General features: G+C 50.1%; 29 protein-coding genes and 1 tRNA gene. 12 read left to right on the top strand and 18 right to left on the bottom strand.

Translation table 11 applies throughout. The features are described from left to right. Positions 1-7 precede the first annotated feature (7 nt). The 8 genes from EL309_RS04380 to tpiA all read right to left on the bottom strand — a co-directional run bounded on the left by EL309_RS04380 (position 8) and on the right by tpiA (position 4,630). Positions 8-742 (bottom strand): hypothetical protein, encoded by a 735-nt coding sequence (locus EL309_RS04380; RefSeq protein WP_004285361.1) that lies wholly within the window; start codon positions 740-742, stop codon positions 8-10. After that, the gene (locus tag EL309_RS04385; RefSeq protein ID WP_004283754.1) at positions 726-1,049 is read right to left on the bottom strand and encodes a Mor transcription activator family protein; all 324 of its coding nucleotides are present in this window, start codon (positions 1,047-1,049) and stop codon (positions 726-728) included. The genes EL309_RS04380 and EL309_RS04385 overlap by 17 nt, the downstream gene beginning before the upstream one ends. Position 1,050: 1 nt before the next feature. Next, positions 1,051-1,521, bottom strand: a complete 471-nt coding sequence (locus EL309_RS04390; protein ID WP_004283753.1) for a host-nuclease inhibitor Gam family protein — start codon at positions 1,519-1,521, stop codon at positions 1,051-1,053. Continuing rightward, positions 1,518-1,730, bottom strand: a complete 213-nt coding sequence (locus EL309_RS04395; RefSeq protein ID WP_004285360.1) for a helix-turn-helix transcriptional regulator — start codon at positions 1,728-1,730, stop codon at positions 1,518-1,520. Before EL309_RS04395 ends, EL309_RS04390 begins: the two co-directional genes overlap by 4 nt. 297 nt (positions 1,731-2,027) lie before the next feature. Further along, positions 2,028-3,239: a tyrosine-type recombinase/integrase gene (locus tag EL309_RS04400; protein WP_004283751.1), complete on the bottom strand. Its 1,212-nt coding sequence runs from the start codon at positions 3,237-3,239 to the stop codon at positions 2,028-2,030. 222 nt (positions 3,240-3,461) lie between these two features. Beyond that, a tRNA-Leu gene (locus tag EL309_RS04405) sits at positions 3,462-3,547 on the bottom strand. Between the two features lie 7 nt (positions 3,548-3,554). Next, a complete protein-coding gene (gene secG, locus EL309_RS04410) occupies positions 3,555-3,869 on the bottom strand; it encodes a preprotein translocase subunit SecG (RefSeq protein ID WP_004283750.1) in 315 nt (104 codons plus the stop codon). A 5-nt stretch (positions 3,870-3,874) separates the two neighbouring features. After that, a complete protein-coding gene (gene tpiA, locus EL309_RS04415) occupies positions 3,875-4,630 on the bottom strand; it encodes a triose-phosphate isomerase (RefSeq protein WP_036494224.1) in 756 nt (251 codons plus the stop codon). Positions 4,631-4,866: 236 nt separating this feature from the next. Between tpiA and EL309_RS04420 the strand changes: the two genes are divergently transcribed. The 3 genes from EL309_RS04420 to EL309_RS04430 all read left to right on the top strand — a co-directional run bounded on the left by EL309_RS04420 (position 4,867) and on the right by EL309_RS04430 (position 6,543). Then, entirely contained in the window at positions 4,867-5,355 is a 489-nt protein-coding gene (locus tag EL309_RS04420) for a GAF domain-containing protein (protein ID WP_004283747.1), read from the top strand. Between the two features lie 100 nt (positions 5,356-5,455). Continuing rightward, positions 5,456-6,115, top strand: coding sequence for a protein-L-isoaspartate O-methyltransferase family protein (locus EL309_RS04425; protein ID WP_004283745.1), 660 nt, complete (start codon positions 5,456-5,458; stop codon positions 6,113-6,115). A 104-nt stretch (positions 6,116-6,219) separates the two neighbouring features. Next, on the top strand, positions 6,220-6,543 hold the full coding sequence (locus EL309_RS04430) for a rhodanese-like domain-containing protein (protein ID WP_040669763.1): 324 nt from the start codon (positions 6,220-6,222) through the stop codon (positions 6,541-6,543). Between the two features lie 63 nt (positions 6,544-6,606). Here the strand turns inward: EL309_RS04430 and dapD are convergent, their stop codons facing one another. The 3 genes from dapD to fur form a co-directional block, all read right to left on the bottom strand. Next, positions 6,607-7,428: a 2,3,4,5-tetrahydropyridine-2,6-dicarboxylate N-succinyltransferase gene (gene dapD, locus EL309_RS04435; RefSeq protein WP_004285356.1), complete on the bottom strand. Its 822-nt coding sequence runs from the start codon at positions 7,426-7,428 to the stop codon at positions 6,607-6,609. Between the two features lie 151 nt (positions 7,429-7,579). Next, positions 7,580-8,311, bottom strand: a complete 732-nt coding sequence (gene aat / locus EL309_RS04440; RefSeq protein ID WP_004283742.1) for a leucyl/phenylalanyl-tRNA--protein transferase — start codon at positions 8,309-8,311, stop codon at positions 7,580-7,582. Positions 8,312-8,383: 72 nt separating this feature from the next. After that, positions 8,384-8,821, bottom strand: a complete 438-nt coding sequence (gene fur / locus EL309_RS04445; RefSeq protein WP_004283740.1) for a ferric iron uptake transcriptional regulator — start codon at positions 8,819-8,821, stop codon at positions 8,384-8,386. Between the two features lie 158 nt (positions 8,822-8,979). On the opposite strand from fur, the gene EL309_RS04450 reads away from it, so the two are divergent. From EL309_RS04450 to EL309_RS04460, 3 genes are all read left to right on the top strand, one after another. Next, complete coding sequence (locus tag EL309_RS04450) at positions 8,980-9,375, top strand: outer membrane protein assembly factor BamE (RefSeq protein WP_081463194.1); 396 nt, start codon at positions 8,980-8,982, stop codon at positions 9,373-9,375. Beyond that, positions 9,372-10,184: a 4-hydroxy-tetrahydrodipicolinate reductase gene (gene dapB, locus EL309_RS04455; protein WP_004283738.1), complete on the top strand. Its 813-nt coding sequence runs from the start codon at positions 9,372-9,374 to the stop codon at positions 10,182-10,184. Before EL309_RS04450 ends, dapB begins: the two co-directional genes overlap by 4 nt. A gap of 110 nt (positions 10,185-10,294) precedes the next feature. Continuing rightward, complete coding sequence (locus EL309_RS04460; RefSeq protein WP_126382084.1) at positions 10,295-11,302, top strand: IS5 family transposase; 1,008 nt, start codon at positions 10,295-10,297, stop codon at positions 11,300-11,302. Positions 11,303-11,689: 387 nt separating this feature from the next. Here EL309_RS04460 and rpmG read toward each other — a convergent pair whose 3' ends face one another. The 6 genes from rpmG to EL309_RS04490 all read right to left on the bottom strand — a co-directional run bounded on the left by rpmG (position 11,690) and on the right by EL309_RS04490 (position 19,026). Then, a complete protein-coding gene (gene rpmG, locus EL309_RS04465; protein WP_004283097.1) occupies positions 11,690-11,845 on the bottom strand; it encodes a 50S ribosomal protein L33 in 156 nt (51 codons plus the stop codon). A gap of 25 nt (positions 11,846-11,870) precedes the next feature. Next, the gene (rpmB, locus tag EL309_RS04470; protein ID WP_002216391.1) at positions 11,871-12,104 is read right to left on the bottom strand and encodes a 50S ribosomal protein L28; all 234 of its coding nucleotides are present in this window, start codon (positions 12,102-12,104) and stop codon (positions 11,871-11,873) included. Between the two features lie 372 nt (positions 12,105-12,476). Continuing rightward, positions 12,477-13,019 carry a hypothetical protein gene (locus tag EL309_RS04475; protein WP_231987915.1) on the bottom strand — a complete coding sequence of 181 codons (543 nt, stop codon included), beginning with the start codon at positions 13,017-13,019 and terminating at the stop codon, positions 12,477-12,479. 101 nt (positions 13,020-13,120) lie between these two features. Next, entirely contained in the window at positions 13,121-14,548 is a 1,428-nt protein-coding gene (locus EL309_RS04480) for an efflux transporter outer membrane subunit (RefSeq protein ID WP_004283106.1), read from the bottom strand. 2 nt (positions 14,549-14,550) lie between these two features. Further along, complete coding sequence (locus EL309_RS04485) at positions 14,551-17,736, bottom strand: efflux RND transporter permease subunit (protein ID WP_004283108.1); 3,186 nt, start codon at positions 17,734-17,736, stop codon at positions 14,551-14,553. 9 nt (positions 17,737-17,745) lie between these two features. Beyond that, entirely contained in the window at positions 17,746-19,026 is a 1,281-nt protein-coding gene (locus EL309_RS04490) for an efflux RND transporter periplasmic adaptor subunit (RefSeq protein WP_004285997.1), read from the bottom strand. A 203-nt stretch (positions 19,027-19,229) separates the two neighbouring features. Here EL309_RS04490 and mtrR point away from each other — a divergent pair, with 203 nt between their 5' ends. From mtrR to EL309_RS04505, 3 genes are all read left to right on the top strand, one after another. Further along, on the top strand, positions 19,230-19,871 hold the full coding sequence (gene mtrR / locus EL309_RS04495) for a multidrug efflux system transcriptional repressor MtrR (protein ID WP_004285995.1): 642 nt from the start codon (positions 19,230-19,232) through the stop codon (positions 19,869-19,871). Positions 19,872-19,978: 107 nt separating this feature from the next. Then, on the top strand, positions 19,979-20,401 hold the full coding sequence (locus tag EL309_RS04500; RefSeq protein WP_004285994.1) for an acyl-CoA thioesterase: 423 nt from the start codon (positions 19,979-19,981) through the stop codon (positions 20,399-20,401). A gap of 54 nt (positions 20,402-20,455) precedes the next feature. Then, positions 20,456-21,358 (top strand): tyrosine-type recombinase/integrase, encoded by a 903-nt coding sequence (locus EL309_RS04505; RefSeq protein WP_004283113.1) that lies wholly within the window; start codon positions 20,456-20,458, stop codon positions 21,356-21,358. A gap of 64 nt (positions 21,359-21,422) precedes the next feature. Here EL309_RS04505 and gluQRS read toward each other — a convergent pair whose 3' ends face one another. Further along, positions 21,423-22,334 carry a tRNA glutamyl-Q(34) synthetase GluQRS gene (gene gluQRS / locus EL309_RS04510; RefSeq protein ID WP_036494744.1) on the bottom strand — a complete coding sequence of 304 codons (912 nt, stop codon included), beginning with the start codon at positions 22,332-22,334 and terminating at the stop codon, positions 21,423-21,425. Positions 22,335-22,437: 103 nt separating this feature from the next. Here gluQRS and tsaB point away from each other — a divergent pair, with 103 nt between their 5' ends. Genes tsaB through EL309_RS04525 form a run of 3 tightly spaced genes read left to right on the top strand, consistent with a single transcriptional unit; the run spans position 22,438 to position 24,283 of the window. Then, positions 22,438-23,115, top strand: coding sequence for a tRNA (adenosine(37)-N6)-threonylcarbamoyltransferase complex dimerization subunit type 1 TsaB (gene tsaB, locus EL309_RS04515; protein WP_004285992.1), 678 nt, complete (start codon positions 22,438-22,440; stop codon positions 23,113-23,115). Beyond that, a complete protein-coding gene (gene rimI / locus EL309_RS04520; protein WP_004285990.1) occupies positions 23,112-23,555 on the top strand; it encodes a ribosomal protein S18-alanine N-acetyltransferase in 444 nt (147 codons plus the stop codon). Before tsaB ends, rimI begins: the two co-directional genes overlap by 4 nt. After that, a complete protein-coding gene (locus EL309_RS04525) occupies positions 23,549-24,283 on the top strand; it encodes a uracil-DNA glycosylase family protein (protein ID WP_231987916.1) in 735 nt (244 codons plus the stop codon). Before rimI ends, EL309_RS04525 begins: the two co-directional genes overlap by 7 nt. Positions 24,284-24,329: the final 46 nt, after the last annotated feature.

Consider the following 24,329-nt stretch of genomic DNA (forward strand, 5'->3'; position numbering starts at 1 on the left):
TTTCGGTTTAATAATTGGTTTTATGCAGGCAAGCTCTTACGGCCTGTTCGTAACTTACGCCGTGTTCTTGCTGATACTGAATGGCTAGGCGGTGCAGTTTTTGCGATTCGTTGCCGCTGCTGTGTGTTTCTACTAACGCCCGTAAAAACTGTATTGCCTGCGCTTTCTCGTGGTCTTCGGCAAAACAAACGCCGCTTTCAATCGGCCTGCCGCTGCCCAATACGATATGCGCCGCTTTTTCATAGCTGATGCCGTGGCGGGCTGCGTAATACGTTACGCGCTCGTGGTCGCTTTGCGGCTCGCTGAAGTTCAGTTCTACCGCGCCGCCGCTTAGGCCGTCTGAAAAGTTTAGGGCTTCCATGTTTTTAACGGCGGGGTTGTTTAGAAAGGCTACATGGTCTAATACCATGCCAGCGGCTGCCCCTAATTGCGTAAACCCCGCTGAAACCGCCCGCAATGCGCCCCGCCGCACTTTGGATAATAGGCTGTCGTTGATATAGGCATGGGCGTATATCTTGCCGTTGTTAAATTCCAGCTTGTCGATTACGCCCATCGGCTCATGGCTACGGCGGGAATATTCGGGCGGGTGGTCGATATACAAAGGGGCATTTCTGGTTTCTCTGCTGTTGTATTCGTTTACAACGGATTCCAAAAGGCTATCGGGGTAAGTTCTTGTGATACCTTTGCTGCTTCTATGCGTTCCCGATTGGAAAATCTGAAAGCGTTTAAGAGTTAGGTTCATGCTTTTTACTCTTGATTATTTTGTAAATATGCGCCAAAGAAAGCCCGTATTTACGGGAAAGTTCGCCCGTTGAATAATTGCCGCTTTCAAAATCTTCAACAATGGCTAAGTTTCGCTCTTCTATTGAGTGCTTTTGCTGGATTTTGAAATAAACCAATTGCCCGCCAAACGCGGCGGCCATGCCATCTGCTAATGCAAGGCTTACAGATGCGATTACATTAGGCTTAATGCCAAAACCGCGCATAATTTCCGCGCTTTTATCGTGAATAAAATTTAATACATCGTCGCCAGTAAAGTTATTTGACATGCTATATCTCCAATTCGATATTAATCGTTTCGCCTGCTGGGATAATCTCCAGCCCATCAATCGGCTTGGCTTGCAGCGTGTCGATTTCCTGAAGAATTGCGGTTTTGTTGATTTCTTCTCGGCAGTAAATCCAGCGGCTTAAGCGGCGGCGTTTGATTGACTTGATAACGTCTTCAATATCGCCCGTAACCTTTACACTGGGGCGGCCTTTTCGCCATTTGATGCAGCCTGTGCCGATTTTGGCCGTCTGCCCTTTGCCGCCTGTAAGCTCGGATTTATGGCTTTCGGCGTATGCTTTGATTTTTGATTCTAAGTCTTGCAACGCGGCGGCATCGGCGGCGGTCGCTTCGTGGTGTTTGGCTTTCAATGCAGCGGTTTTTTCGGCCAGCTTGACTACGGCCTTGTCTAGCTTTCGGCTTAATGCGCCGTATTGTTTCATAGCGGCGTTAATGTCAAATGCAGCGGCATTCATGCTGTTTCCTTTCTTCTTTCTGCCAGTTTTTCAATGTATGCGGATATTTCGCTATCCAGCCAGCCCGTTACATTGGCCGAAACCTTAAACGGGCGGGGAAATGCGGGGTCATAAAGGCGGTGTTTTGGATTGGTTTTGTACCAAACGGCAGATGCGGAAATGCCAAGCCGCTCGGCCACGTCTTGTACGCGTATTACTTTTAGTTCCATTCGAGATAATCCCGTCCAATGCGGTAAAAGCCGTATTGTTTTAAAATAAATAGTCGCTTTCAAGTGCCGTATTTCACTGTGTGTAACGCCTTTTCACTATGTGAAACAGCTATGAAATGAAACATTGTTTCATTTTTAAAATTGGATATTTAAAAATTTGAAATAGCTGGTCTTTTTGATTTGTTTTAAATTAAATTTAATTTAAGAAAAATTGGGTAAAGAAATTTAAAATAAAAAAACCGACAAGGCGCGGGGCTTTGTCGGTTGTTGGATAATTCGTTTTCAGACGGCCTATTCTTATCGGGCTGCTTCACTCTCAATCATCGCGCGGGCTTGGTTATACCGTTCCCGCAAATAATCTGAATACCATTGCATCATTTCTACCCTATGCGGCCAGTATTCCGCCCGATTGTAGGCGGCGCGGATTTTGTCTTTCAGCACATGGGCAAGCTGCCGTTCTATGGCATCGGGGTTAAAGTTCTGTTCGTTTAATATACTGCTTGCCAAGCTGCGGAATCCGTGCGGCGTAGCCGTGCCTTTATATCCTAGCCGCTCGATAATTCGGTTTAGGGTGGCTTCGCTGATAAATCCTGCCGTTTTTGTGCGGCTGGGGAATAAATAGGGTGTTTGCCCCGTGTGGCCGTGTAGCTCTTGCAGTAATTCCAGCGTCCAATCTGAAAGCGGTATCACATGGGCGCGGGGTAGCTTCATTCGCTCGGCGGGGATAGTCCATGTTTTCGCCTGCCAGTCTATTTCATGCCATTGGCCGCCGCGTAATTCGGTGCTTCTTACGAACACCAGCATAACCAGCATTACAGCTATGCGGTTTTGCGGGTCAATATCGGCCAATATCAAGCGGCGGTAAAACTCGGCCAGCTCTTCACGGGGCAAGGCGGGTAAATGGCGGGTTTCCGCTTTGGCTAAAAAGCCGCGTAATGGTGCGGCGGGGTTACGGTCGGTTATTTCCAGCATGGCGGCATAGCCATATACGGCGGCTATCCATTGCCTGATTTTTTCAGCGGTGGCGGTTGCATTGCGGGCGGCTATGCGCTCGATTATGGCTTTCACGTCTGCTACGGCTATACCGTCTATCTGTTGCCCGCCGATATACGGGAAAACGTCTTTTGAAAAGTGATTGAGAATGCGGGTGGCATTGTCGGGCTTCCAGCGGTGCAGGTTCTCGCTATGCCATCGGCGCGTTATTGCTTCAAAGGTATTGAGTAGGGCTGCCTGCCGCTCTTGCTTGGCCTGTTGCTTGGCTGCGCTGGGGTCTTGCCCTGTTGCAATCAGGCGGCGGGCATTTTCGGCGGCTTCTCGGGCTTCGCTTAAAGAAACGGCGGGATATTTGCCGATTGAAAGTAATTTTTCTTTGCCGTCTATGCGGTATTTCAGCCGCCATAACTTCCCGCCCGCTGGTGTAACCTGTAAAAACATACCCTTGCCATCTGCCAGTTTGTATGGCTTGGCGGCGGGCTTGGCATTCTTTATTTGGCGGTCATTTAGCGGCATTTGGGGGTATTTTTTTAGGGGTGTTTTTCAGATACCCCTAAATATACCCCCGTTTTTTGGTTTATTCAATTAGACGGGATTTTACTGTATTGGATAATTAAGGCCGTCTGAAAACACCTTTAATCAGGCTGTAAGCCTTGCTATGCTTGAATCTTGGTTTATGGCGTTAGACGGTATTAGACGTAAAAAAAACAGCCCGAAAATCGGGCTGTTTTCTTTTGATGGTGCCGACATCGAGACTTGAACTCGAACGACCTACGGTCACTACCCCCTCAAGATAGCGTGTCTACCAATTCCACCATGTCGGCTAAAAATTTACTTTTGTTTAGGCAATTCAGCAGGCTGGCTTTGCTGCACGTTGCTAAAATCCAAACCATGTTTGTTTGAGTGACTATGGATATAGACCATAGCCAAACAAGTTGCAAAGAACACAGTAGCTGCTATTGCTGTGGCTCTGCTCAAAAAATTCGCATTACCGCTGGATCCGAATACACCTTGCGCACTCCCTGAGCCGGAGCCGAAAGTTGCACCTGCATCCGCGCCTTTGCCGTGCTGCATCAACACCAGCAGGATAACGCATAATGCGGAAAAAATATTAACGATCCAAATTGCGGTTTTAAAAGCTTCCATATGCTCTATGATTCTTGTGCGGCATTAATAATGGCAGTAAACGAATCATACGACAGTGACGCACCGCCAACCAATGCCCCGTCTACACAGGGTACGGAGAAGATATCTGCTGCATTTGCCGCATTGACGCTTCCACCGTAAAGAACGCGGATTTTAACATCATCACCGCACAAAGACAATATTTGCTGATAGATAAATTTGTGCATATCGGCAATCTGCTCGAGCGTCGCTACTTTGCCGGTTCCGATAGCCCAAACAGGCTCATAGGCAACGGCAATATTTTTTGTATTCAATCCCTCCAAAACCGACAGCTGATGCGCAATGACTTCTTGTTCTTTACCGGCTTCCCGTTCTTCCAAGCTTTCACCGACGCACAATAAAGGCAGCAGGCCGACATTCAATACATTTTCCATTTTCTGGCGCTGTATTTCGTTTTTCTCGCCAAAATACAGGCTGCGCTCGGAATGGCCGATCAAGACGATATCCACTCCGATATCTGCCATCATTTCGGCAGACACTTCTCCGGTATATGCACCGTTACCGGCAAAACGGCTGACATCTTGCGCACAAGTCAAAATACGGTTATTCAACACGATCTGCATGGCATTGTGCAGTTGCAACAGGTAAACGGTAGGCGCGGCCAAACCGATGGTAACCTTATCGGCTTCGGGTAAAATTCGGAAACGGTGCATCAAGGCGTTATTGTTTTGCAAACGCCCGTTCATCTTCCAGTTACCGATTACCCATTTTCTATCCCACATAACCGCATTCCTTTTAAAAACAATCTGCAAAGGTATTAAGACAACCTTAAAATCCGTCACAACCGACTATAGCCGGTGCAACTATGCACCATAGTATTATCATGCACCAAATGTAGCAAAGTGTAGTAAATTATGGCTGATTTAGCAATACTGCATGGCAAAGACCTATTTTCAGACGGCCTTGACCTTCATGATACGCACAGCCAAAATGTACGCTTTATTTTCTGTTTACCGTTATGCATACTTTCCATATTCACGCGACAGATAAAGCCGGCATTTATCAAGAAATTCTGCCGCAAATCCAATCCTTGATCGAAGACGAAACCAATCTGATTGCCAATTTGGCCAACATCACCGCCGTCTTAAAAGAAGCGTTCGGCTGGTTTTGGGTAGGCTTTTATTTAGTCGATACCGATAAAAAGCAATTGGTACTCGGCCCCTTCCAAGGCCCTTTGGCCTGCACACGCATTCCTTACGGACGTGGTGTCTGCGGCCAATCTTGGGCTCAAGAAATCCCCATTGTTGTCGAAGATGTCAACACTCACCCCGATCACATTGCCTGCTCGTCGCTTTCCCAATCCGAAATCGTTGTACCCGTCTTTAACCTCCGACACCAAGTCATTGCCGTTTTGGACGTTGATGCCGACAAAACCGCGCAATTTGACGACATTGATGCCGAATATTTAGGCAAGTTGGCGCAAATCATCACGACCCAACACGGTTGAACCGTCAACAGAGGCCGTCTGAAATATTGTTAAAGCCAATATAAATCTTTATAATTATCAGATTATGAAAACAAACCACCCTAAAATAGCGGAGCATGGCATGAATTTTGAAAAAGCACGTTTCAACATGGTCGAACAACAAATCCGTCCTTGGGACGTGTTGGACTTCGATATTCTGGACGCATTAAGCGATATTCCCCGCGAACACTTTGTTTCCGAAAACCTGCACGGCTTGGCCTATGCCGACCAAGCTTTGCCGCTGCCGAACGGCAGCAGCATGCTGGAACCGAAAATCGTTGCCCGACTGATTCAGGGCTTGGCATTGAAAGCCGGAGAAAAAGTTTTGGAAGTGGGTACCGGTTCCGGCTATGCAACGGCGGTTCTGTGCAAAATGTGCGGCGGCAATGTTGTAACCATCGATATTGATGCCGAACAGCAAGCGCGTGCCAAACAGGCTTTAGACGGTTTAGGCTTGGACTCCGTTACCTACCAAATCGGCGACGGTTTGGCAGGCGAAGCGGGGGGCGAACCGTTTGACGCAATCTACATCGGCGGCGGCGTTCCCGAAGCGCCTGAAGTATTGAAAAACCAATTGGCCGAAGGCGGACGTATGGTTGTTATCGTTGGCAGCGCACCGGTTCAACGCGCCTTGCTGATTACCCGCAAAGGCGGCAATTTTACCGAACAAGTCCTGTTCGACACATTGGTACCGAATTTACGCAGCAAAGCCGTTCGTTCTGCCAACCTGTTTAACTTCTAAACCGCTTTTCGCGAGATAATAATACCGATGCCGTCTGAAAATTTTCAGACGGCATCTTTAATACATTTATTCTATTCACAACACATCAAACCGATTGAACAAACATGAGCATTCCGCAACTCTCCCCCGCCGAACTCAAACAGTGGCTGGACGAAGGCCGAAACATAACCCTGCTGGATGTCAGAGAAGACGAAGAAGTCCAATTCTGTTCTCTTCCCAACCATCTGCACATCCCGATGAATCTGATACCTTTGCGCCAAAATGATATTCCTGACAATGTACCTATCGTAGTTTACTGTCATCACGGCATGCGCAGTCTGTACACCGCTATGTATCTGGAAAATGCAGGCTTCGAATCGGTATACAATCTGCAAGGCGGCATCGACGCTTGGTCTGATCAAATTGATCCTACCGTTCCGCGTTATTAAATTTTTCAGTCAACAAAAAAGCGGATAAACCTTATCCGCTTTTTTCATTACCAAACTTCGATGTTAAACGCCGCGCAGCAGTTCGTTTACGCTGGTTTTGGCGCGGGTTTGCGCATCCACTTTCTTCACGATTACCGCGCAATACAGGCTGTGGCTGCCGTCTTTGCTCGGCAGGCTGCCCGATACCACCACCGAACCGGCAGGCACGCGGCCGTAGTGGATTTCGCCGGTTTCGCGGTCGTAAATTTTGGTGGATTGGCCGATGTACACGCCCATGGAAATCACGCTGCCTTCTTCCACAATTACGCCTTCAACGATTTCCGAACGTGCGCCGATGAAGCAGTTGTCTTCAATAATGGTCGGGCTGGCCTGCAACGGCTCCAACACGCCGCCGATGCCGACGCCACCGCTCAAATGCACGTTTTTACCGATTTGCGCACACGAGCCGACAGTCGCCCAGGTGTCCACCATCGTACCTTCGTCCACATAAGCACCGATGTTCACGTAAGAAGGCATCAGCACCACATTCTTACCGATAAAACTGCCGCGACGGGCAACCGCACCCGGCACCGCACGGAAACCGGCCGCTTGGAATTGCTCATCGTTCCAATCGGCAAATTTGGTCGGCACTTTATCGAAATATTTGTTTACACCGTCATTTTGCACTTCGTTGTCTTGAATACGGAACGACAACAATACGGCTTTTTTTACCCATTCATTGACTTTCCACTGACCGACACCCAAACGCTCGGCCACACGCAATTCACCGCTATCCAACTGACGCAAAGTTTCCAAAACCGCTTCTTTCACCTCTGCAGTTACCGTTGACGGCGTAATTTCCGCACGGTTTTCAAATGCAGTTTCAATAATGTTTTGTAATGACATATTTTTTCCTAATTTCAATCAATAAAGTAAATCCACAGGCCGTCTGAAAATTCAGACGGCTGCCTCATTCAACCGATAAACTTGCAAACATCTGCATTGTGCCATGTAACTGCCGCTTATCCAATAAAGAAAATAGACCGCCGGCCGCCTTTCAAACCTTATCAAAATTATCTGCCAACACTTTCTGTGAAACGGCACAATCCAAAGGCAGCGCATTCAAACGCCGCAATTCGGTCTGGAAATCTCCAACGTCCATCAGCTCCGAACCGAAACGCGCCAAATGGTGGGTATCCTGCTGGCAGTCTATCAATTCAATACCGCATTCCGCCAAATACTTAACCGCATGGGCAAAAGCAATTTTCGAAGCGTCCGGCTGCAATGCAAACATGGATTCTCCGTAAAACACCCGTCCTATCTGCACACCGTACAAGCCGCCTGCAATAATTTCACCGCCTTTACCGTTTGGAAACCAACATTCAAACGAATGCACATGCCCCATATGGTGCAATTTCCGATAAGCCGTTATAAAGTCGTTTTTAATCCACGATCCCGACTGGTTAGGGCGGGGAACCCCGGCACAACCAGTCATCACCGTCTCAAACGCTTTATTCACCGTTACCCGATAAGGTTTGTTGCGCAGCGTTTTGGCCAACGATCTGCCGATATGAATTTCATACGGCCTTAATACGGCGCGCGGCGATGTGGCAAACCAATAAAACAAGCCTTTTTCCATAAACCACGGAAAAATCCCCAAACGGTATGCCGACAATATCCGCTCCGGAGCCAAATCACTGCTTACCGCCACCAAACCGTCATACTCATCCAATCCGCAAAGCTGTTCGGGAAAGCGGTAATCATTCGGCGGTAAAAAAGGAATGCGCATTTTCAGACGGCCTCAAATAAATTCAGACGGCCTTCTGCAAAACAAAGGCCGTCTGAAATTTCACAATATCGGTTAACGCTTGTCTTTTTTCTGGCAGGTATCGCAAACGCCATACATATACAAAGCATGATCGACAATACGATAGCCGTTTTCATCGGCAATTTTATCCTGCAATTTTTCGATTTCTTCGCTGTGGAATTCGGTTACCTTGCCACATTTCACACAAACAATATGGTCGTGATGACCGCCGGTATTCAATTCATAAACCGCTTTACCGGTTTCAAAATGGTGGCGCAGCAAAATGCCCGCCTGTTCAAATTGAGTCAAAACACGGTAAATCGTAGCCACACCGATTTCAATACCCTCGTCCAACAAGATACGGTAAACATCCTCGGCACTCAAATGCTCTTCAGCATGGCTCTCAAACAAATCCAAAATTTTCAAGCGCGGCCCGGTTACTTTCAGACCACTGTCCTTCAGCTGGGCAATATTACTGAATTGGTTGTCCATATTTCTCTTTCCATACCCGTATAATATAAATTACCGTTATAATACGCACTTTTAGCCGCTTTGCCCACTATTAGATGATAGAGGCTTTCAATTGCCCTATCCTTTACCGGAAGATTGGTGCATACTGACAATCCGCGACTACCCAGAAAGGCCGAATCATGAACAAATCTCTGTATTTTGCCCTGGCAGCCCTATTGGGACTCTCTGCCTGTACCGCAGAACGCGTTTCCTATTTCCCCTCTTATAAACTGAAAGTCATCCAGGGCAACCAGCTCGACGCACGTGCCGTCGTTTCCCTACAACCCGGCATGAGCCGCGACCAAGTACAGCTGCTGGTAGGCACACCGCTTTTACGCGATCCGTTCCACGCCGACCGATGGGACTATACCTATAACACTTCACGCAACGGCATCATCGACGAACAGCGCACCATGACTTTGTATTTCAAAGACGATGCACTGGTTAAAGCAGAAGGCAGCGCCATCGAATACGCAGTAGAACAAATCAAAGCAGAAAATGCCAACCGAGCATCTGCTGCCGAGGAATCGAAATGACCCCTTTGAAAATCGCCATTTCCGGAGCCAATGGCCGTATGGGCCGCGTATTAATCGAAGCAGTTAACAATCATCCGGAAACCGTCCTGAGCGGCGCACTGGAACACGACCAATCCGAAGCATTGGGCTTGGATGCAGGATACGCCATCGGCATTAAAACAGGTGTCGCCATTAGCAGTGATGTGGATGCCGTTTTGGCCGGCAGCGATGTCTTAATCGACTTTACCCGCCCCGAACCCAGCCTGCTCTACATTGAAAAATGCAGCCGAGCCGGCGTAAACATGATTATCGGCACGACCGGATTTGACGACGCAGGCAAAACGGCCATTAAAACGGCTTCCGAAAAAATCGGCATCGTATTCGCAGCCAACTACAGCATCGGCGTCAACCTGACTTTCCACATTCTCGATACCGTAGCCCGCGTATTGAACGAAGGCTACGACATCGAAATTATCGAAGCACACCACCGTCATAAAGTCGATGCCCCCAGCGGTACGGCATTGCGTATGGGCGAAGTTATTGCCAATGCTTTGGGACGCGATCTGAAAGAATGCGCCATATACGGCCGAGAAGGCCACACCGGTGCACGCGATCCGCAAACCATCGGTTTTGCCACCGTCCGCGCAGGCGATGTTGTCGGCGATCATACCGCCTTATTCGCCACCGACGGCGAGCGCGTGGAAATTACCCACAAAGCCAGCAGCCGTATGACTTTTGCCTCAGGCGCAGTTCGCGCCGCAGTATGGTTGAACAACCAACCGAACGGTTTATTTGATATGCAGGATGTATTGGGATTAAAAAACCAATAGCCCCGAAAATATTGCCAAGAGGCCATCTGAAATTTTCAGACGGCCTGAGACCTTTGCAAAATTCCCCGCAATCCCCTAAATTCCCTCCCAAGACATTTAGGGGATTTTTCATGAGCACCTTCTTTCAGCAAACCGCCCAAGCCATGATTGCCAAACACATCGACCGCTTTCCTCTACTGAAGCTGGAGCAGGTGATTGATTGGCAACCGATCGAGCATTACCTCAACCATCAAAGAACCCGTTACCTTCGAGACCACCGCGGCCGTCCCGCCTATCCCCTGCTGTCCATGTTCAAAGCCGTTTTACTCGGCCAATGGCACAGCCTTTCCGATCCCGAACTCGAACACAGCCTCATTACCCGCATCGATTTCCATCTGTTTTGCCGTTTTGACGAACTGAGCATCCCCGATCACAGCACCTTATGCCGTTACCGCAACCGGCCGGCGCAAGACAACACCTTGGCCGAATTACTGGATCTGATTAACCGCCAACTGACTGACAAGGGTTTAAAAGTAGAGAAAGCATCCGCCGCCATCGTTGACGCTACCATTATTCAGACGGCCGGCGGCAAACAACGTCAGGCCATAGAAGTGGATGACGAAGGGCAAGTCAACAGCCAAACCACACCGAGTAAAGACAGCGGTGCCCGTTGGGTGAAGAAAGACGGGCGATACAGGCTGGGCTACAAACAACACACCCGCACCGATGCGGAAGGCTATATTGAGAAACTGCACATCACTGCCGCCAATGCCCATGAGTGCAAACACCTGCTGCCTTTGTTGGAAGGCCTAGCCCAAGACACGACTGTCTATGCCGATAAAGGCTACGACAGTATGGAAAACCGGCAACATCTGGAAGAACATCAGTTGCGGGACGGCATCATGTGCAAATCCCACCGCAACCGGCCGTTGACGGAAGCTCAAACCAAACGTAACCGACACTTATCGAAAACCCGTTATGTGGTCGAACAAAGCTTTGGTACGCTGCACCGTAAATTCCGCCATGCCCGGGCAACTTATTTTGGTCTGAGCAAAGTGAGTGCGCAAAGCCATCTGAAGGCGATGTGTTTGAACCTGCTGAAAGCAGCCAACAGGCTACGTGCGCCTGTTGCCGTCTGAAAGGCAGCTCAGATACCCGATTATCGGGTATTTGAGGGAAATAAAGGGGATATTTAGAACGGAAAACAGCCGAAATCCTGTGTTTGGGTTTCGGCTGTTGGGTAAAGGGGCTATTTTGCAAAGGTCTCGGCCTCTTTCATATCACAAACCCAATATTGATATTTCTCACAATACACAGCAATCGCTGCCTAACGGCAGCAATACTTAATCCGAAACTGCGCTTCATAAACCATGGCAATACCAAAACCGGTCGGACAGCTTAACCGCTCGGTCTCGGAAAAACAGCCTGCGTCAGCATTTTTTCATCCGTTCTTTTTACGGACGCAAAAGACAAACATAAAAAATAAAGCTCCCGATATCTTGGGAGCTTTATTGGTAAAACACAAATTATTTCAATTTGGTTTCTTTGTAAAGAACATGCTTACGGGCTACAGGATCAAATTTTTTGATTTCCAATTTGCCGGGCATAGTGCGTTTATTTTTGGTAGTGGTATAAAAGTGGCCAGTACCTGCACTTGATTCCAATTTGATTTTATCGCGCATTGCAGTAATCCTTTATTCTGTTGAATTAAGCTTCACCGCGAGCACGCAAATCAGCCAATACGACATCAATGCCTACTTTATCGATAGTGCGCAATGCAGCGTTAGATACGCGCAGGCGAACCCAGCGGTTTTCACTCTCTACCCAAAAACGACGTGATTGCAAGTTAGGCAAAAAACGACGTTTGGTTTTGTTGTTGGCGTGTGATACGTTATTGCCAGACATCGGGCGCTTACCGGTCACTTTGCAAACTCGTGCCATGGTTAGTCTCCAAACTTCTAAAATAGTAAAACGCGATTTATACCATAAAAAACCGCTTCTTTTCAAGTACCTTTTTCGAAACGGTTGGATTTTTACGGCGATAAACCACCGAAAATGTTGTTTTCCCGAACAACTCGGCTTTATCGGGAAAAGGTTTTGATTATATCTGTTTTCTTGGCGGATTTGTACTACCGGGTTTAATTAAATCTGTCCGGCCTGACGGATTTTCCGCCAAGAAAACTGCAAATGCCGGAAATCGCGGCTGATATATTATGTAATGTGCTTGAGCCCTTAGGTGCTTTGCAACTCAAACGCTCTCAAACAAACGCCGTCTGAAACAGCCGGTTTTCAGACGGCATCGAAACATACAACTCACTTTCCGTTACCGATAACGCGGCTGCATTTTCCTTTGATTAAGCCGTCCCCTTCTCCGCCGGACACGCGGAATGAATTCTCCCCAAGCGTATCCAGACGGTAAATGTCTTTTGTATATGCTCCCTGTTGCTGCAACATACCTTGGAAAAGCGTCTGACCCAAATCCTCGGCCATTTGCCGTTCTTCTTCGCTCAATTCGCGCACAACCTGCGCACTTTCTTCGTGATCTTTTTCTCTTTTCACATCAAAAAGCGCAGAATGTGTATGTATCTCGTTGCCGGCAATGTTCCATGTGCCTTTTTCTTCTGAGGAAATGCGGAACAAATGCAAGGCGGATAGAACGCTTTTACTCGAAAAGGTATGATCCGAACGGTATTCGGTATTCGACAAACTGATAAAATCCTCATCTGCATCTTTAACCAAACACCACCACTCCCCGACCAAATAATCATCATTCAAAACCAGTCGGGTTTCTGCCGCCGCCATGCCGCAACAGGCTGCCAGCCAAATTGCAAAAGCGGTTTTTACCATACTGTCCATACTGCTTTCTTTCTTATCTTTTCCAAATATTGAAACCATATTTAGATAAGGCCGTCTGAAATTTTCAGACGGCCTCATCATCTCCAAAACACTTCGTCAAACTATTGCTGCACTGTTTGACGATGCAGGCCGCCGCCCAATGCTTTATACAAATCGGCCATATTTTCCAAGCGCGTCAACTGTGTCGACAACAAAGCCAAATCGGCACTGTAACTGCTGCGCTCTGCATCCAGCAAATCCAACGCGCTGGACACTCCGTGTTTATAACGCAGCTGCACCAAACGCAAGGTATGCGCATGTGCCTTACTTTGTTTTTGAACGCTGCCGTAACGCTTGTCCAATTGCTCCCGCGCAACAAGTGCATTGGAAATATCGCGGAACGCGGCCTGAACGGCGGCTTCATAATTGACAACCTGAATCTGCCGGCGAATCTTCGCCGCATCCAAATTGGCGGTCATACTGCCCCAGTTGAAAATCGGCAGATTAATCACCGGCATAAATGCCCATGTACTGTTACCGCCTTTAAACAAACCGCTTAACTCGGTCGAACCCGAACCCAATGTGCCGGTCAGGCTGATACTTGGGAAGAAAGCGGCGCGGGCTGCTCCGATATCGGCGTTAGCTTGTTTCAAAGCAAATTCGGCCGCACGGATATCGGGACGGTTTAATAAAACTTCGGACGCCAGCCCGGCAGGCAGCTTGCTGACGGCAAACTGTTTATGCAGCGGCAAAGCAGGTTCAAGATTGTCGGGAACGGGTTGGTTTATCAATAAGGCAAGCGCATTCTCCGCCAATTCTTTGGCTTGGACGGCTGAAGCATAATCGGCTTTGGCCGCTTCAATCAACGCTTCCTGGCGGTGCAAATCCAAAGCGGAAACCACACCTGCACGGTGCTTCAACTGCGTAAGCTTATAAGTATCCCGACGCGTTGCCAAAACATCTTGAGCCAGCTTCATGGCATTTTCGGCATACAAGCCGTTGAAATAGGCTTTTGCGACACCGGCAACCAAAGCCAGCTGCGCGGCATCTTGCGCGGCACGACTGCTGAAATAGCTTTGCAGCGCGGCTTCGGTATTGCTGCGCACGCGTCCGAACAAATCCAATTCGTATGCCGTTATCCCCAAGCCGACTTTATAAGCGGAGCTGACCGTTGATACGCCGCCGCTCAAATCGGCCGCTGAGCGTCCGCGACTGCCGTTGCCGCTGGCATTGATACCCGGCAACAGGTCGGCACGGGCAATCATGTACTGCCTGCGCACGGCTTCGGCATTCAATGCGGCTTTACGCAAATCGGTATTTTGCTTCAATGCCAATTCGATCAACTGATGCAGTCTGGGGTCGGCAAAATAATCTTGCCAACCGATTGAGGCCGTCTGAATTTTTTGCCCTTCTTCCTCCTGAACATCGTATTTGAAGGTTTGGGGAACAGCCACTTGCGGCTGTTCGTACTTCGGAATCATGGCACAGCCGGATAAAATCACGCCTGCAGCAACGGCAGCCCAAATCGGTTTTAATTTAATAGGTTTCATATTTAATCCTTGCTCTCGGGTAAGGCCGTCTGAATTTCCGGCAGAGGTTTGGAAGGCTGTTTGCCTTTAAACAGTTTCCGCACCACAACATAGAAAACCGGCACGAAAAACACCGACAATAACGTGCCAATCAACATGCCCCACAATACGGTCGTACCGATTGCACGTTGGCTGGCGGAGCTTGCACCCGAAGCCAGATAAAGCGGCACTACGCCCAAGATAAACGCAAAAGAGGTCATGATAATCGGGCGGAAACGCAAATGCGCCGCTTCCAATGCCGATTCCAGCAAACCTTTGCCTTGAGCCTGCAAATCTTTGGCAAACTCGATAATCAAAATGGCGTTTTTCGCACTCAAACCGATAACGGTAATCAAGCCTACTTTAAAGTAAATGTCGTTCAGATAAGACGGAGGCGCACCGAAGAAACCGCCGATCATATTCCTCAGGTTTACGCCCATCACAATACCCAAGAAACCCAACGGCACCACCAGAATCACAGCCAGCGGAATAGACCAGCTCTCATACAAAGCAGCCAACACCAGGAACACAGCCAAAATAGCCAAGCCGTACAGCAACATATCTTGCGCGCTGCCTTTGGCCTGTTCGCGCGATTGTCCCGCCCATTCCAAACTGTAACCGCCTTCAAGCTCGTCCACCATGCGCTGCACTTCGGCCATAACTTCGCCCGAAGAATAACCGCTTGCCGCCGCACCTTCGATTTTCATCGCTTTATAGCCGTTGAAACGAATGCTCTGCTCCATACCGTGTTCCCACGCCACCGTAGCAATCGCAGACAACGGCACGGCCACACCCTGGCTGTTCGGCACGGTCAGCATCAAAATATCAGACGGCTGCATACGCGCCGAGGCCTCTGCCTGCACAATCACCCGCTGCAGACGGCCTTGGTTCGGAAAATCGTTAACATACGAAGAACCCAGTGCCGTCGCCAGTACCGAACGCACGCTTGCCAAGCTGATACCTTGAGCGGCGGCGGCTTCACGGTTAATATCGATTTTCAGCTGCGGTGCATCTTCCAAACCCGAAGCGCGGACTTTGGAAGCATCAAACATCGGATTGGTACGCATTTTCTGCACCAACTCATTGCGTTTTGCCAATAAAGCGGCATGTCCCCTGCTGTTGCGGTCTTGCAGATACATCTCGAAACCCGAGCTGGTACCCAATTCCATAATTGCAGGCGGATTAATGACCAATGCAAACCCGTCGCGGACATTCATCATTAACGCGCCGGTCAGCTTACCGGCCACTGCCGCCGCAGAACTGCCGTGTCCCGGACGTTCGCTCCAGTCTTTCAAGGTTACAAAACCGAAACCCATATTCTGACCCGAACCGGCGAAACTGAAACCGGATACGCCGATAAAACTTTCCACTTCAGGCATGAAGGTAATAATCTGATTGGCGGTTGCCAAAGTCGCATCGGTGCGTTCTTTGGTTGCCCCGGCCGGCAGCTGAACCATCATCATCAGGCTGCCTTGGTCTTCGCTCGGCAGGAAAGAAGTCGGGATACGGACAAACAGCAATGCCGCCACGCCGCCCAACAATACATACACAGCCATAACACGAGCGGACTTACGCAGGAATTTGGCCACCCAACCTTCATACTTATGTGTGCCGTCTGAAAATTTTCGGTTAAACCAACCGAAGAAACCTTTTTTCTCGACATGATGGCCTTTGGGAACCGGCTTCAACAAAGTCGCACACAAAGCGGGGGTCAGCGATAAAGCCAAGAAAGCCGAGAAAGCAATCGCAATCGCCATGGTGACTGCAAACTGGTAATAAATCTTACCGGTCGCACCGGTAAACATAGCCAGCGGCACAAACACAGAAATCAAAACTGCCGTAATACCGATTACCGCGCCGGAAATCTGCCCCATGGCTTTTTTGGTTGCCTGAACGGGCGGCAAGCCTTCTTCCGACATAATCCGCTCGACGTTTTCCACCACCACAATGGCATCATCGACCACAATACCGATCACCAACACCATTGCAAACATAGTCAAGACGTTAATCGACATGCCCAAATACCAAATAGCCGCAAACGCACCCAACAGGGAAATCGGCACGACAATGGTCGGAATCAGCGTATAACGGAAGTTTTGCAGAAACAGATACATCACGACAAACACCAGCAACACGGCTTCCAGCAAAGTATGCACTACCTTCTCAATCGAAATGGAAACGAATTTGGAAGTATCGTAAGGTGCCGACCATTTCATATCGTGCGGAAAGAAACGCTCCAAATGCGCCATTTTGTCGCGCACCGCTTGAGCGGTCGCCATCGCATTACCGCTGTTTGACAACATCACCGCCATACCGACGGCAGGCTTGCCGTTCAAACGTGTAGACGCCGCATAACTCTGGCTGCCCAACTCAATCCGCGCCACATCTTTCAAATACACATTGGCTCCGCCCGCAGTCGAACGCAGAATAATGCTGCCGAATTCTTCGGGCGTACTCAGCTGGCCTTGAGCCGTGATGGTTGCAGAGATAGTCTGCCCCTGAACATTAGGCAAAGCACCGAGCGAACCCGCCGAAATCTGGATATTTTGCGAAGATATGGCAGAGGAAACATCTGCAAAAGACAAATTGTAGTTTTGCAGTTTTTTCGGGTCGACCCAAATACGCATAGCACGCTGCGAACCGAACAAACGTGCTTCGCCCACGCCTTCCACACGCTGGATTTCCGGCTTGATGTTACGCTCGACATAGTCGGCAATATCTTCGGTTGTCATGGTATCGGACGACATCATCAATACCATCAGGAAGTTGGATCGCGATTTGGCTACGGTCACACCGTTTTGCTGAACCGCCGCAGGCAGCAACGCCGTCACTTCCGACAGCTTGTTCTGCACTTCCACCTGCGCCAGATTTTCATCGGTATCAGGAGAAAAAGTCAGACTAACCGTACCGCCGCCGCTTGATGTCGCATTGGTACTCATATAATCCAAACCTTCGACACCGTTCATATTGCGTTCGATAACCGACAATACGCTGTCTTCCATCACCTGCGCCGATGCACCCGGATAAACGGCACTCAACGTAATAGTCGGCGCGCCGACAGAAGGATATTGCGAAACCGGTAAATTCTTGATACCGAAAATACCGGCCAATATGATGAATATGGAAATCACCCATGCAAAAATCGGGCGGTCAATAAAAAATTTAGCCATGTGTGTTCCTTACTGAGCCTGAGCAGGTTCGGAAGCGGCTTGAGAGGCCGTCTGAACATCTTCCGGTTTATCAGCGACCGCAGCTTCCGACTGACCGGCAGCCTCTGCCTGCACCGGCGGCGTCCACTCTTTCGGCGTCACTTTCTTCGCGCCCATCATGCCCGCAATAGACACACCGTCAACAATCACTTTATCCCCGTCTTTGAGGCCGTCTGAAATAATCCAATTGCTGCCCTGCTGCTGAACAACCGTGACCACGCGCGGCTCCATGCCGCCTTCGGCATTCACAATCAAAACAGTATCCTGCTGACCGCGCGTTACCGCCTGCTGCGGTACAACAAAAGCTTCAGCCATGCCGGCTTGCGACATCTTCGCGCGCACATACAAACCCGGTAGCAAAATGTTGTCGGGATTCGGAATGGCCACACGCAGCTTCACTTGTCCGGTGGCTTCGTCCACAGTCGGATCCGCATACAGCAGACGGCCTTTATGTGCATATTCTTTGCCGTTTTCCAGCATAATCGCAACTTCGATACCGCCGTTGACCGGCTGCAGCTTACCGTCGGCAATATCTTGACGCAGCTGCATAATTTCCGTCGCAGACTGAGTAATATTGATATACATCGGGTCGGTTTGCTGAATAGTGGCCAACTTCACTGCCGCACCCGGATTAACCAGCGTCCCTTCCGAGACAAACGATTGACCGATAAAACCGGAAATCGGCGCGGTTACACGCGAATAATTCAGGTTAATGCGCGACGATTTCACCGCAGCCGCAGCAGCCTTAACGCTTGCTTGGGCAGATAATTTCGCCGCCACCGCCGCATCATATTCCTGACGGCTGATGGCATCGGCTTCTACCAAAGGCTTATAACGGCTCAAGTCTGCATTGGCTTTGGCCAGAGCCGCTTCCGCGCCGGCCAGTTGCGCATAAGCGCTTTCCAAACCGGCGGCATAAGTTGCATCATCAATTTGATACAGCGGCTGGCCGGCACGGACATAAGTTCCTTCTTGAAACAGACGGCGTTTGATGATACCGCCCACTTGCGGACGCACTTCAGCCGAACGCACCGGCTCCAAACGGCCGGGTAATTCAACACTCAACGCCACCGGCTGCGCCTGTACGGTCACCACGCCCACCACAGGCGCAGGCGCTTGTCCACCGGCAGCACCGCCGCCATGCTTTGCACCCGCCGCACCGCCGCTTTCTCCTTTACCGCATGCAGACAAAGCCAAAGATGTCGCCACGGCTACTGCCGCAACTTTATACCACTGAGGATAGCTCTTCATTTTTCATTCCCAAATATCAAAACGACGCCTTTCCCGGCCACTGTCTGCACCGTATGCTAAAAAGCAGGCACAAAATTCCGGCGGAAAAACGGCAGAATATAATGTTTCGGTATTATACATACATACTTGCATGTATCAAAGTTCTTTCTTATAATCAACGGCATTATTTCTACGACAACAAACCCTACCCGATACCGAAAAAAATGAGAAAAACCAAAGCAGAAGCCTTAAAAACCAGAGAATATCTCATGCTTGCCGCGCTCGACACTTTCTATACGAAAGGCGTAGCGCGGGCATCCTTGAACGAAATCGCGCAAGCCGCAGGCGTAACGCGCGGCGCGCTGTATTGGCATTTCAAAAACAAAGAAGATTTATTCGACGCCCTGTTCCAACACATTTTCAACGACTTTTCCGGCCGTATGAGGGCAGACATTGAAAACGCCTCGCCCAATATGTGGGAAAACCTCCGCCAAACCCTGCTGAATCTGTACGAACGGCTCGAAACCAACGAAACGCACCGCAGATTCATCAGTATCCTGCATTTGAAATGCGAGCATATCGAGCAGAACAAGGCCATTGTCGAGCTGATGAGCAAATACAATATGATGTGGCACGAACAAATGACCAAAGCCATCGTCTTGTGCATATCGCAAGAAAAACTGCCGCAAAATCTCGATGTCAACCTAGCCAGCATTTACCTGAAATCCGTATGCACCGGTCTCACCCAAATCTGGCTGATCAATCCTGCCCGATTCGACCTGCAAAGTGCCGCACCCGCCATCATCGACACGGCACTGACTGCACTGCAGCATTGTCCGTCGCTGCAAAAAGACTATGCCGTCTGAAATCATATAGGCCGTCTGAATTTTCAGACGGCCTATTGCCACACCGGTTCGCAACAGCGTTTCACGCCATCCGAGCCGACCGAAAACCCCTTATCGGAAACACCGTCATGAATCCAGAAAACCGTCTTCCTCCTTTATTTGCCGCAGAAATAACCGTCCAAATCGGCGACATCAACTACGGCAACCACCTGGCCAACGACGCTGTTTTGCGTTTGTGCCACGAAGCCAGAATACGCTGGCTGGCACAACACAATCTGACCGAACTCGATATCGGCAGCCAAACCGGCATCATCATGACCGATGCCGCCCTGCAATACACCGCCCAAGCCCGCCACGGCGACATACTTTCCGTCCACCTGTCCGCATTTGCCAAAGGACGCAGCCGCTTTGCCATCACTTACCGGCTCATCCGAAACAGCGACGGCAAAACCATTGCCACCGCAGAAACAGGCATGGCCTGCTTCCACTACCAAAATCAAAAAGTCTGTAAAATACCCGAAACTTTCCTCGCCCTGCTTCAGGCCGTCTGAATTTCAGACTCCCCCGCAGGAACTGCAAACCGCTTATTTTTCAGACGGCCTGCCATGCAATCTTCCTTTTTCGACCATGTGGAAACCTTCCTAAATACATTAAACCGGCAAGGAAAATCCGCGCATACCGTCGCCGCATACCGCCGCGACCTGAACCAGCTGAAAACACTTCTGCCCGAAACAGAATCGGACGAACCGCTGCGCCGCCTTCACTTTGTCGCCGCACTCAAAAAATTGTCGCAGCGAAACAGCCACCCGCGCAGCATGGCCCGCAAACTTTCCGCATGGCGGCAATATGGCCAATGGCAGGTCAAACACCAACTGCTGGATTGCAACCCCTGCGAAAACCTCAAGCCGCCCAAACCGCCCCAACGCCTGCCCAAAGCCGTCGAACAGGAAACCTTAAACCGTCTGCTCGATGCCGGCAGTCTCGCTGCCGACAATGACGAAACGCTCGCCCTGCGCGACCAAGCTATCTTTGAACTTATGTACGGCAGCGGTTTGCGCCTAAGCGAAATACACCAGCTGGACTTAACCGACATCTCCCTTCAGGAAGGCTGGATAAAAGTAAGCGGTAAAGGCAATAAAGAACGCCATGTTCCGTTGGTTAAAAAAAGCATTGAGGCCGTGCAGCGCTATCTGCCGCAACGCTGCCAACACGGCAACGAAACCGCCCTGTTCACCAACCGGAACGGCAAACGTCTCAGCCAGCGGCAAATCCAACACCGCCTGCGCGACTGGGCGGTTCGCCGGGAAAGTCCGCAGCATCTTTCTCCGCACATGATGCGCCACAGCTATGCCAGCCACCTGCTTCAGTCCGCACGCGACATACGTGCCGTTCAAGAACTGCTCGGCCACAGCAATCTGTCGTCCACGCAAATTTATACCAAACTGGATTTCGACCATCTGGCACAGGTATACGACCAAACCCACCCTCGGGCGAAAAAAAAGAAGTAAACCGCCATATCCGTTTTATCTTTGCTATAAAAGGCCGTCTGAAATTTTCAGACGGCCTGTCCATTTACTCCGTACAAATCGGTTCGGGCAAAACCTGCCGCCAATCCCAATGGCGCACCGACCAATCCAATAAATCGGCAACCCTATCTGTCGGCGGAGCTGCGGGAATACCCAAATATCCCATTACTTGGCGCAACAAACGCACTTTGTCGCCCAAATCCAAAGCAGGCGCCAAAGTCTGCTTCGACCATTTTTGCCCCAAACGGTTAACCAACAACGGTAAATGCGCATAAACCGGCGCCTCATAACCCAAACAACGTTGCAGCCAAATCTGGCGCGGAGTCGATACCAGCAAATCCTGACCGCGCACAATATGGGTAATCCCCTGTTGCGCATCGTCCACCACCACAGCCAACTGATACGCCCAGAAACCGTCTGCACGCAACAACACAAAATCGCCGATATCACGCGCCAGCCGTTGTGCATAATGGCCGACCACCTTATCTTCAAAACCGATTTCTTCATCGGGCACACGCAAACGCCAAGCCGGTGTTTTGGCCTCAACGGGCGGAATAAAACCGGCAGCGGCACAATGCCCCCCGTACACAAAACCGTCCACTCCCGCCGTTGCCGCCGCCTGCCAGTCTTTCCTGCTGCAATAACACGGATACACCCGTTTCAATCCGCCCGTATCGTCTGCAGCCGCATTTTTGAGATAATCTAAAGCCTCGCGGTATAAATGATGGCGGCGGCTTTGGTATACCACTTCGCCGTCCCATTCAAAACCGAAAGCCTCCAATGTGCGCAGAATATCATCTGCCGCACCGGGCATTTCCCGCGGCGGATCCAAATCCTCCATGCGCACCAACCAACGGCCGCCATTGGCTTTCGCATCGGCGTAAGACGCCAGCGCCGTCAGCAGCGAGCCGATATGCAGCAAGCCCGTCGGGCTAGGCGCAAAACGCCCTACATACAATTTGCCATCACTTTGCGCAACCATGTCTACACCACCCATCCAAACGACCGAAACAAACACAGTCAATGTTATAATGCCGTCTGAAAAAACTGAACACATACTTATGAAACAACCAGACTTCTCCCAACCCGTATTGGCCATCGACACCAGCACCACATTTTTGTCTTTGGCCTTGTCGGCAAGCGGGCAAATCCTGCAATACCATCAAAACGTCGGCACCAAACAATCCGATTTCATTCTGCCTCAAATCCAAAATTTATTGGCAGAAGCCGGAATACGTGTAAAAGACTTGGGGTGCATCGTTTATTCGCAAGGTCCCGGCGCATTCACGGGATTACGTATCGGTATCGGAGTCGCACAAGGCTTGGCCGCACCGGCCGACTTGCCTTTAATCGGCATCCCCAGCTTGGACGCCGTCGCCTACCAACAGCAGGGGCGCTGTATTTTAGCCGCAACCGACGCCCGCATGGGAGAAGTATTTTACGCTTGGCTGGATACCGTGAACCACACCCGCCTCAGCCCTTATCAGGTCGGCAGTGCCGCCTCTATCCAAGCTCCGCATACAACAGACACCATGCAAGGCGTCGGCAATGCTTTTGCCTTGTCCGACAAACCGCCGTTTGACGGCATACCCGATATGCCCACGGCTGCCGATTACCTGAATCTTGCCCGCACCGGCCGTTATCCTGCAACTTCGGCAGGCGAAGCGGAATTGCTTTACGTGCGCGATAAAATTGCCTTAACCGCCAAAGAACAGGCGGAACGGAAATCAGGCTCATGATAATCAGACCGGCTATCGAAACAGACTGCTCCTTACTGGCGGAAATAGACCGGCAAAGCAACCCTTCGCCTTGGTCTGCCGCACAATTTCAGACGGCCTTGAATAACCGCTTCGACACTGTTTTAATCGGAGAATACCAACAACAAGCCGCCGGCTTTATTGTCTGGCAAACCATTCCCGACGAATCGGAACTGCATTTAATCGCCACTGCGCCACAATACCGCCGGATGGGCTTTGCCTCGCAATTATTGGAACGCTGGCTGGCCGATTCGGCTGAACATAAAATAGCCCGATTGTTTTTAGAAGTCCGTGCCGGCAATACCCCGGCACAAGAACTCTATAAAAAATACGGATTCCAAGCTTATGCCGTCCGTAAAAACTATTACGCCCTGCCAAACCATACCTACGAAGATGCCGTGTTAATGGAGAAAATATGCTGAGCAGCCGCTATCTACACCTGCACGAAGCCTTAGGTCTGGGCCCGATGTGGCTCCAACAAGGCGCTACCGTGCTGACTGCTGCCCGCGAAACCTCAGCAACTCCCCCATCTCGACACGAAATACCGCAACATTCTTCCGCCACACGTATCAGTGCCATGGCCGCAATGGGGATACATAAAACCCAATTTGCAACCGAAACCGAAAGGCCGTCTGAAAAAACCGCTGCCACTCCGGTTGCCGTTCCCGATATTTCACCTACTCCGCTCAACCAAAGCCTGATTGACCAAATCAAACCGGCCAAAATCATGGTGGTCAGTATCTGCACTGCCCCCGAAGACAACATTAACGGCGAACCGATTAGCGGAGAAGCCGGAGTCCTTCTTAAAAATATGCTGTCCGCCATCGGCATTCTTCCCGAAGAAACCTATAAAACCACTTGGATCAAATCCACCGATTTCTGTCCGACTCCCTCTGCAGAGCAAATTGCGGCAGCGCTGCCGCAACTGCAAGCCGAACTAAACGCCTCACAAGCACAAGCCGTATTATTTTTGGGCCAAATTTTCCAACAGCCCCAATCAGCCGATATTCCCGAACGGCTTTGTAACGGTGTCCGGCACATTATCCTGCCCCACCCGGCACGTTTACTCCGTCAACCCCAACTGAAAGCCAAAACTTGGCAAAGCCTGAAAACTTTGCGCCCGTTATTTATGCCGTCTTCCAATCCATAAACTTCAACGACCAAGCCCCCATCCGGACACATCATCACATAGCAAT

This window comes from Neisseria weaveri, from assembly GCF_900638685.1.
Lineage (GTDB): Bacteria > Pseudomonadota > Gammaproteobacteria > Burkholderiales > Neisseriaceae > Neisseria > Neisseria weaveri.

Bases quoted from the DNA above. Each gene is read 5' to 3' on its own strand.
- rpmG (WP_004283097.1), bottom strand. From the start codon at position 11,845: ATGCGCGATAAAATCAAATTGGAATCAAGTGCAGGTACTGGCCACTTT.
- dapB (WP_004283738.1), top strand. From the start codon at position 9,372: ATGACCCCTTTGAAAATCGCCATTTCCGGAGCCAATGGCCGTATGGGC.
- EL309_RS04395 (WP_004285360.1), bottom strand. From the start codon at position 1,730: ATGGAACTAAAAGTAATACGCGTACAAGACGTGGCCGAGCGGCTTGGC.
- EL309_RS04390 (WP_004283753.1), bottom strand. From the start codon at position 1,521: ATGAATGCCGCTGCATTTGACATTAACGCCGCTATGAAACAATACGGC.
- fur (WP_004283740.1), bottom strand. From the start codon at position 8,821: ATGGACAACCAATTCAGTAATATTGCCCAGCTGAAGGACAGTGGTCTG.
- EL309_RS04420 (WP_004283747.1), top strand. From the start codon at position 4,867: ATGCATACTTTCCATATTCACGCGACAGATAAAGCCGGCATTTATCAA.
- EL309_RS04480 (WP_004283106.1), bottom strand. From the start codon at position 14,548: ATGAAACCTATTAAATTAAAACCGATTTGGGCTGCCGTTGCTGCAGGC.
- aat (WP_004283742.1), bottom strand. From the start codon at position 8,311: ATGCGCATTCCTTTTTTACCGCCGAATGATTACCGCTTTCCCGAACAG.
- rpmB (WP_002216391.1), bottom strand. From the start codon at position 12,104: ATGGCACGAGTTTGCAAAGTGACCGGTAAGCGCCCGATGTCTGGCAAT.
- EL309_RS04505 (WP_004283113.1), top strand. From the start codon at position 20,456: ATGCAATCTTCCTTTTTCGACCATGTGGAAACCTTCCTAAATACATTA.
- mtrR (WP_004285995.1), top strand. From the start codon at position 19,230: ATGAGAAAAACCAAAGCAGAAGCCTTAAAAACCAGAGAATATCTCATG.
- EL309_RS04490 (WP_004285997.1), bottom strand. From the start codon at position 19,026: ATGAAGAGCTATCCTCAGTGGTATAAAGTTGCGGCAGTAGCCGTGGCG.
- EL309_RS04500 (WP_004285994.1), top strand. From the start codon at position 19,979: ATGAATCCAGAAAACCGTCTTCCTCCTTTATTTGCCGCAGAAATAACC.
- EL309_RS04460 (WP_126382084.1), top strand. From the start codon at position 10,295: ATGAGCACCTTCTTTCAGCAAACCGCCCAAGCCATGATTGCCAAACAC.
- EL309_RS04430 (WP_040669763.1), top strand. From the start codon at position 6,220: ATGAGCATTCCGCAACTCTCCCCCGCCGAACTCAAACAGTGGCTGGAC.
- rimI (WP_004285990.1), top strand. From the start codon at position 23,112: ATGATAATCAGACCGGCTATCGAAACAGACTGCTCCTTACTGGCGGAA.
- EL309_RS04475 (WP_231987915.1), bottom strand. From the start codon at position 13,019: ATGGACAGTATGGTAAAAACCGCTTTTGCAATTTGGCTGGCAGCCTGT.
- EL309_RS04485 (WP_004283108.1), bottom strand. From the start codon at position 17,736: ATGGCTAAATTTTTTATTGACCGCCCGATTTTTGCATGGGTGATTTCC.
- dapD (WP_004285356.1), bottom strand. From the start codon at position 7,428: ATGTCATTACAAAACATTATTGAAACTGCATTTGAAAACCGTGCGGAA.
- EL309_RS04385 (WP_004283754.1), bottom strand. From the start codon at position 1,049: ATGTCAAATAACTTTACTGGCGACGATGTATTAAATTTTATTCACGAT.
- tsaB (WP_004285992.1), top strand. From the start codon at position 22,438: ATGAAACAACCAGACTTCTCCCAACCCGTATTGGCCATCGACACCAGC.
- EL309_RS04450 (WP_081463194.1), top strand. From the start codon at position 8,980: ATGAACAAATCTCTGTATTTTGCCCTGGCAGCCCTATTGGGACTCTCT.
- EL309_RS04380 (WP_004285361.1), bottom strand. From the start codon at position 742: ATGAACCTAACTCTTAAACGCTTTCAGATTTTCCAATCGGGAACGCAT.
- EL309_RS04400 (WP_004283751.1), bottom strand. From the start codon at position 3,239: ATGCCGCTAAATGACCGCCAAATAAAGAATGCCAAGCCCGCCGCCAAG.
- secG (WP_004283750.1), bottom strand. From the start codon at position 3,869: ATGGAAGCTTTTAAAACCGCAATTTGGATCGTTAATATTTTTTCCGCA.
- EL309_RS04425 (WP_004283745.1), top strand. From the start codon at position 5,456: ATGAATTTTGAAAAAGCACGTTTCAACATGGTCGAACAACAAATCCGT.
- tpiA (WP_036494224.1), bottom strand. From the start codon at position 4,630: ATGTGGGATAGAAAATGGGTAATCGGTAACTGGAAGATGAACGGGCGT.
- EL309_RS04525 (WP_231987916.1), top strand. From the start codon at position 23,549: ATGCTGAGCAGCCGCTATCTACACCTGCACGAAGCCTTAGGTCTGGGC.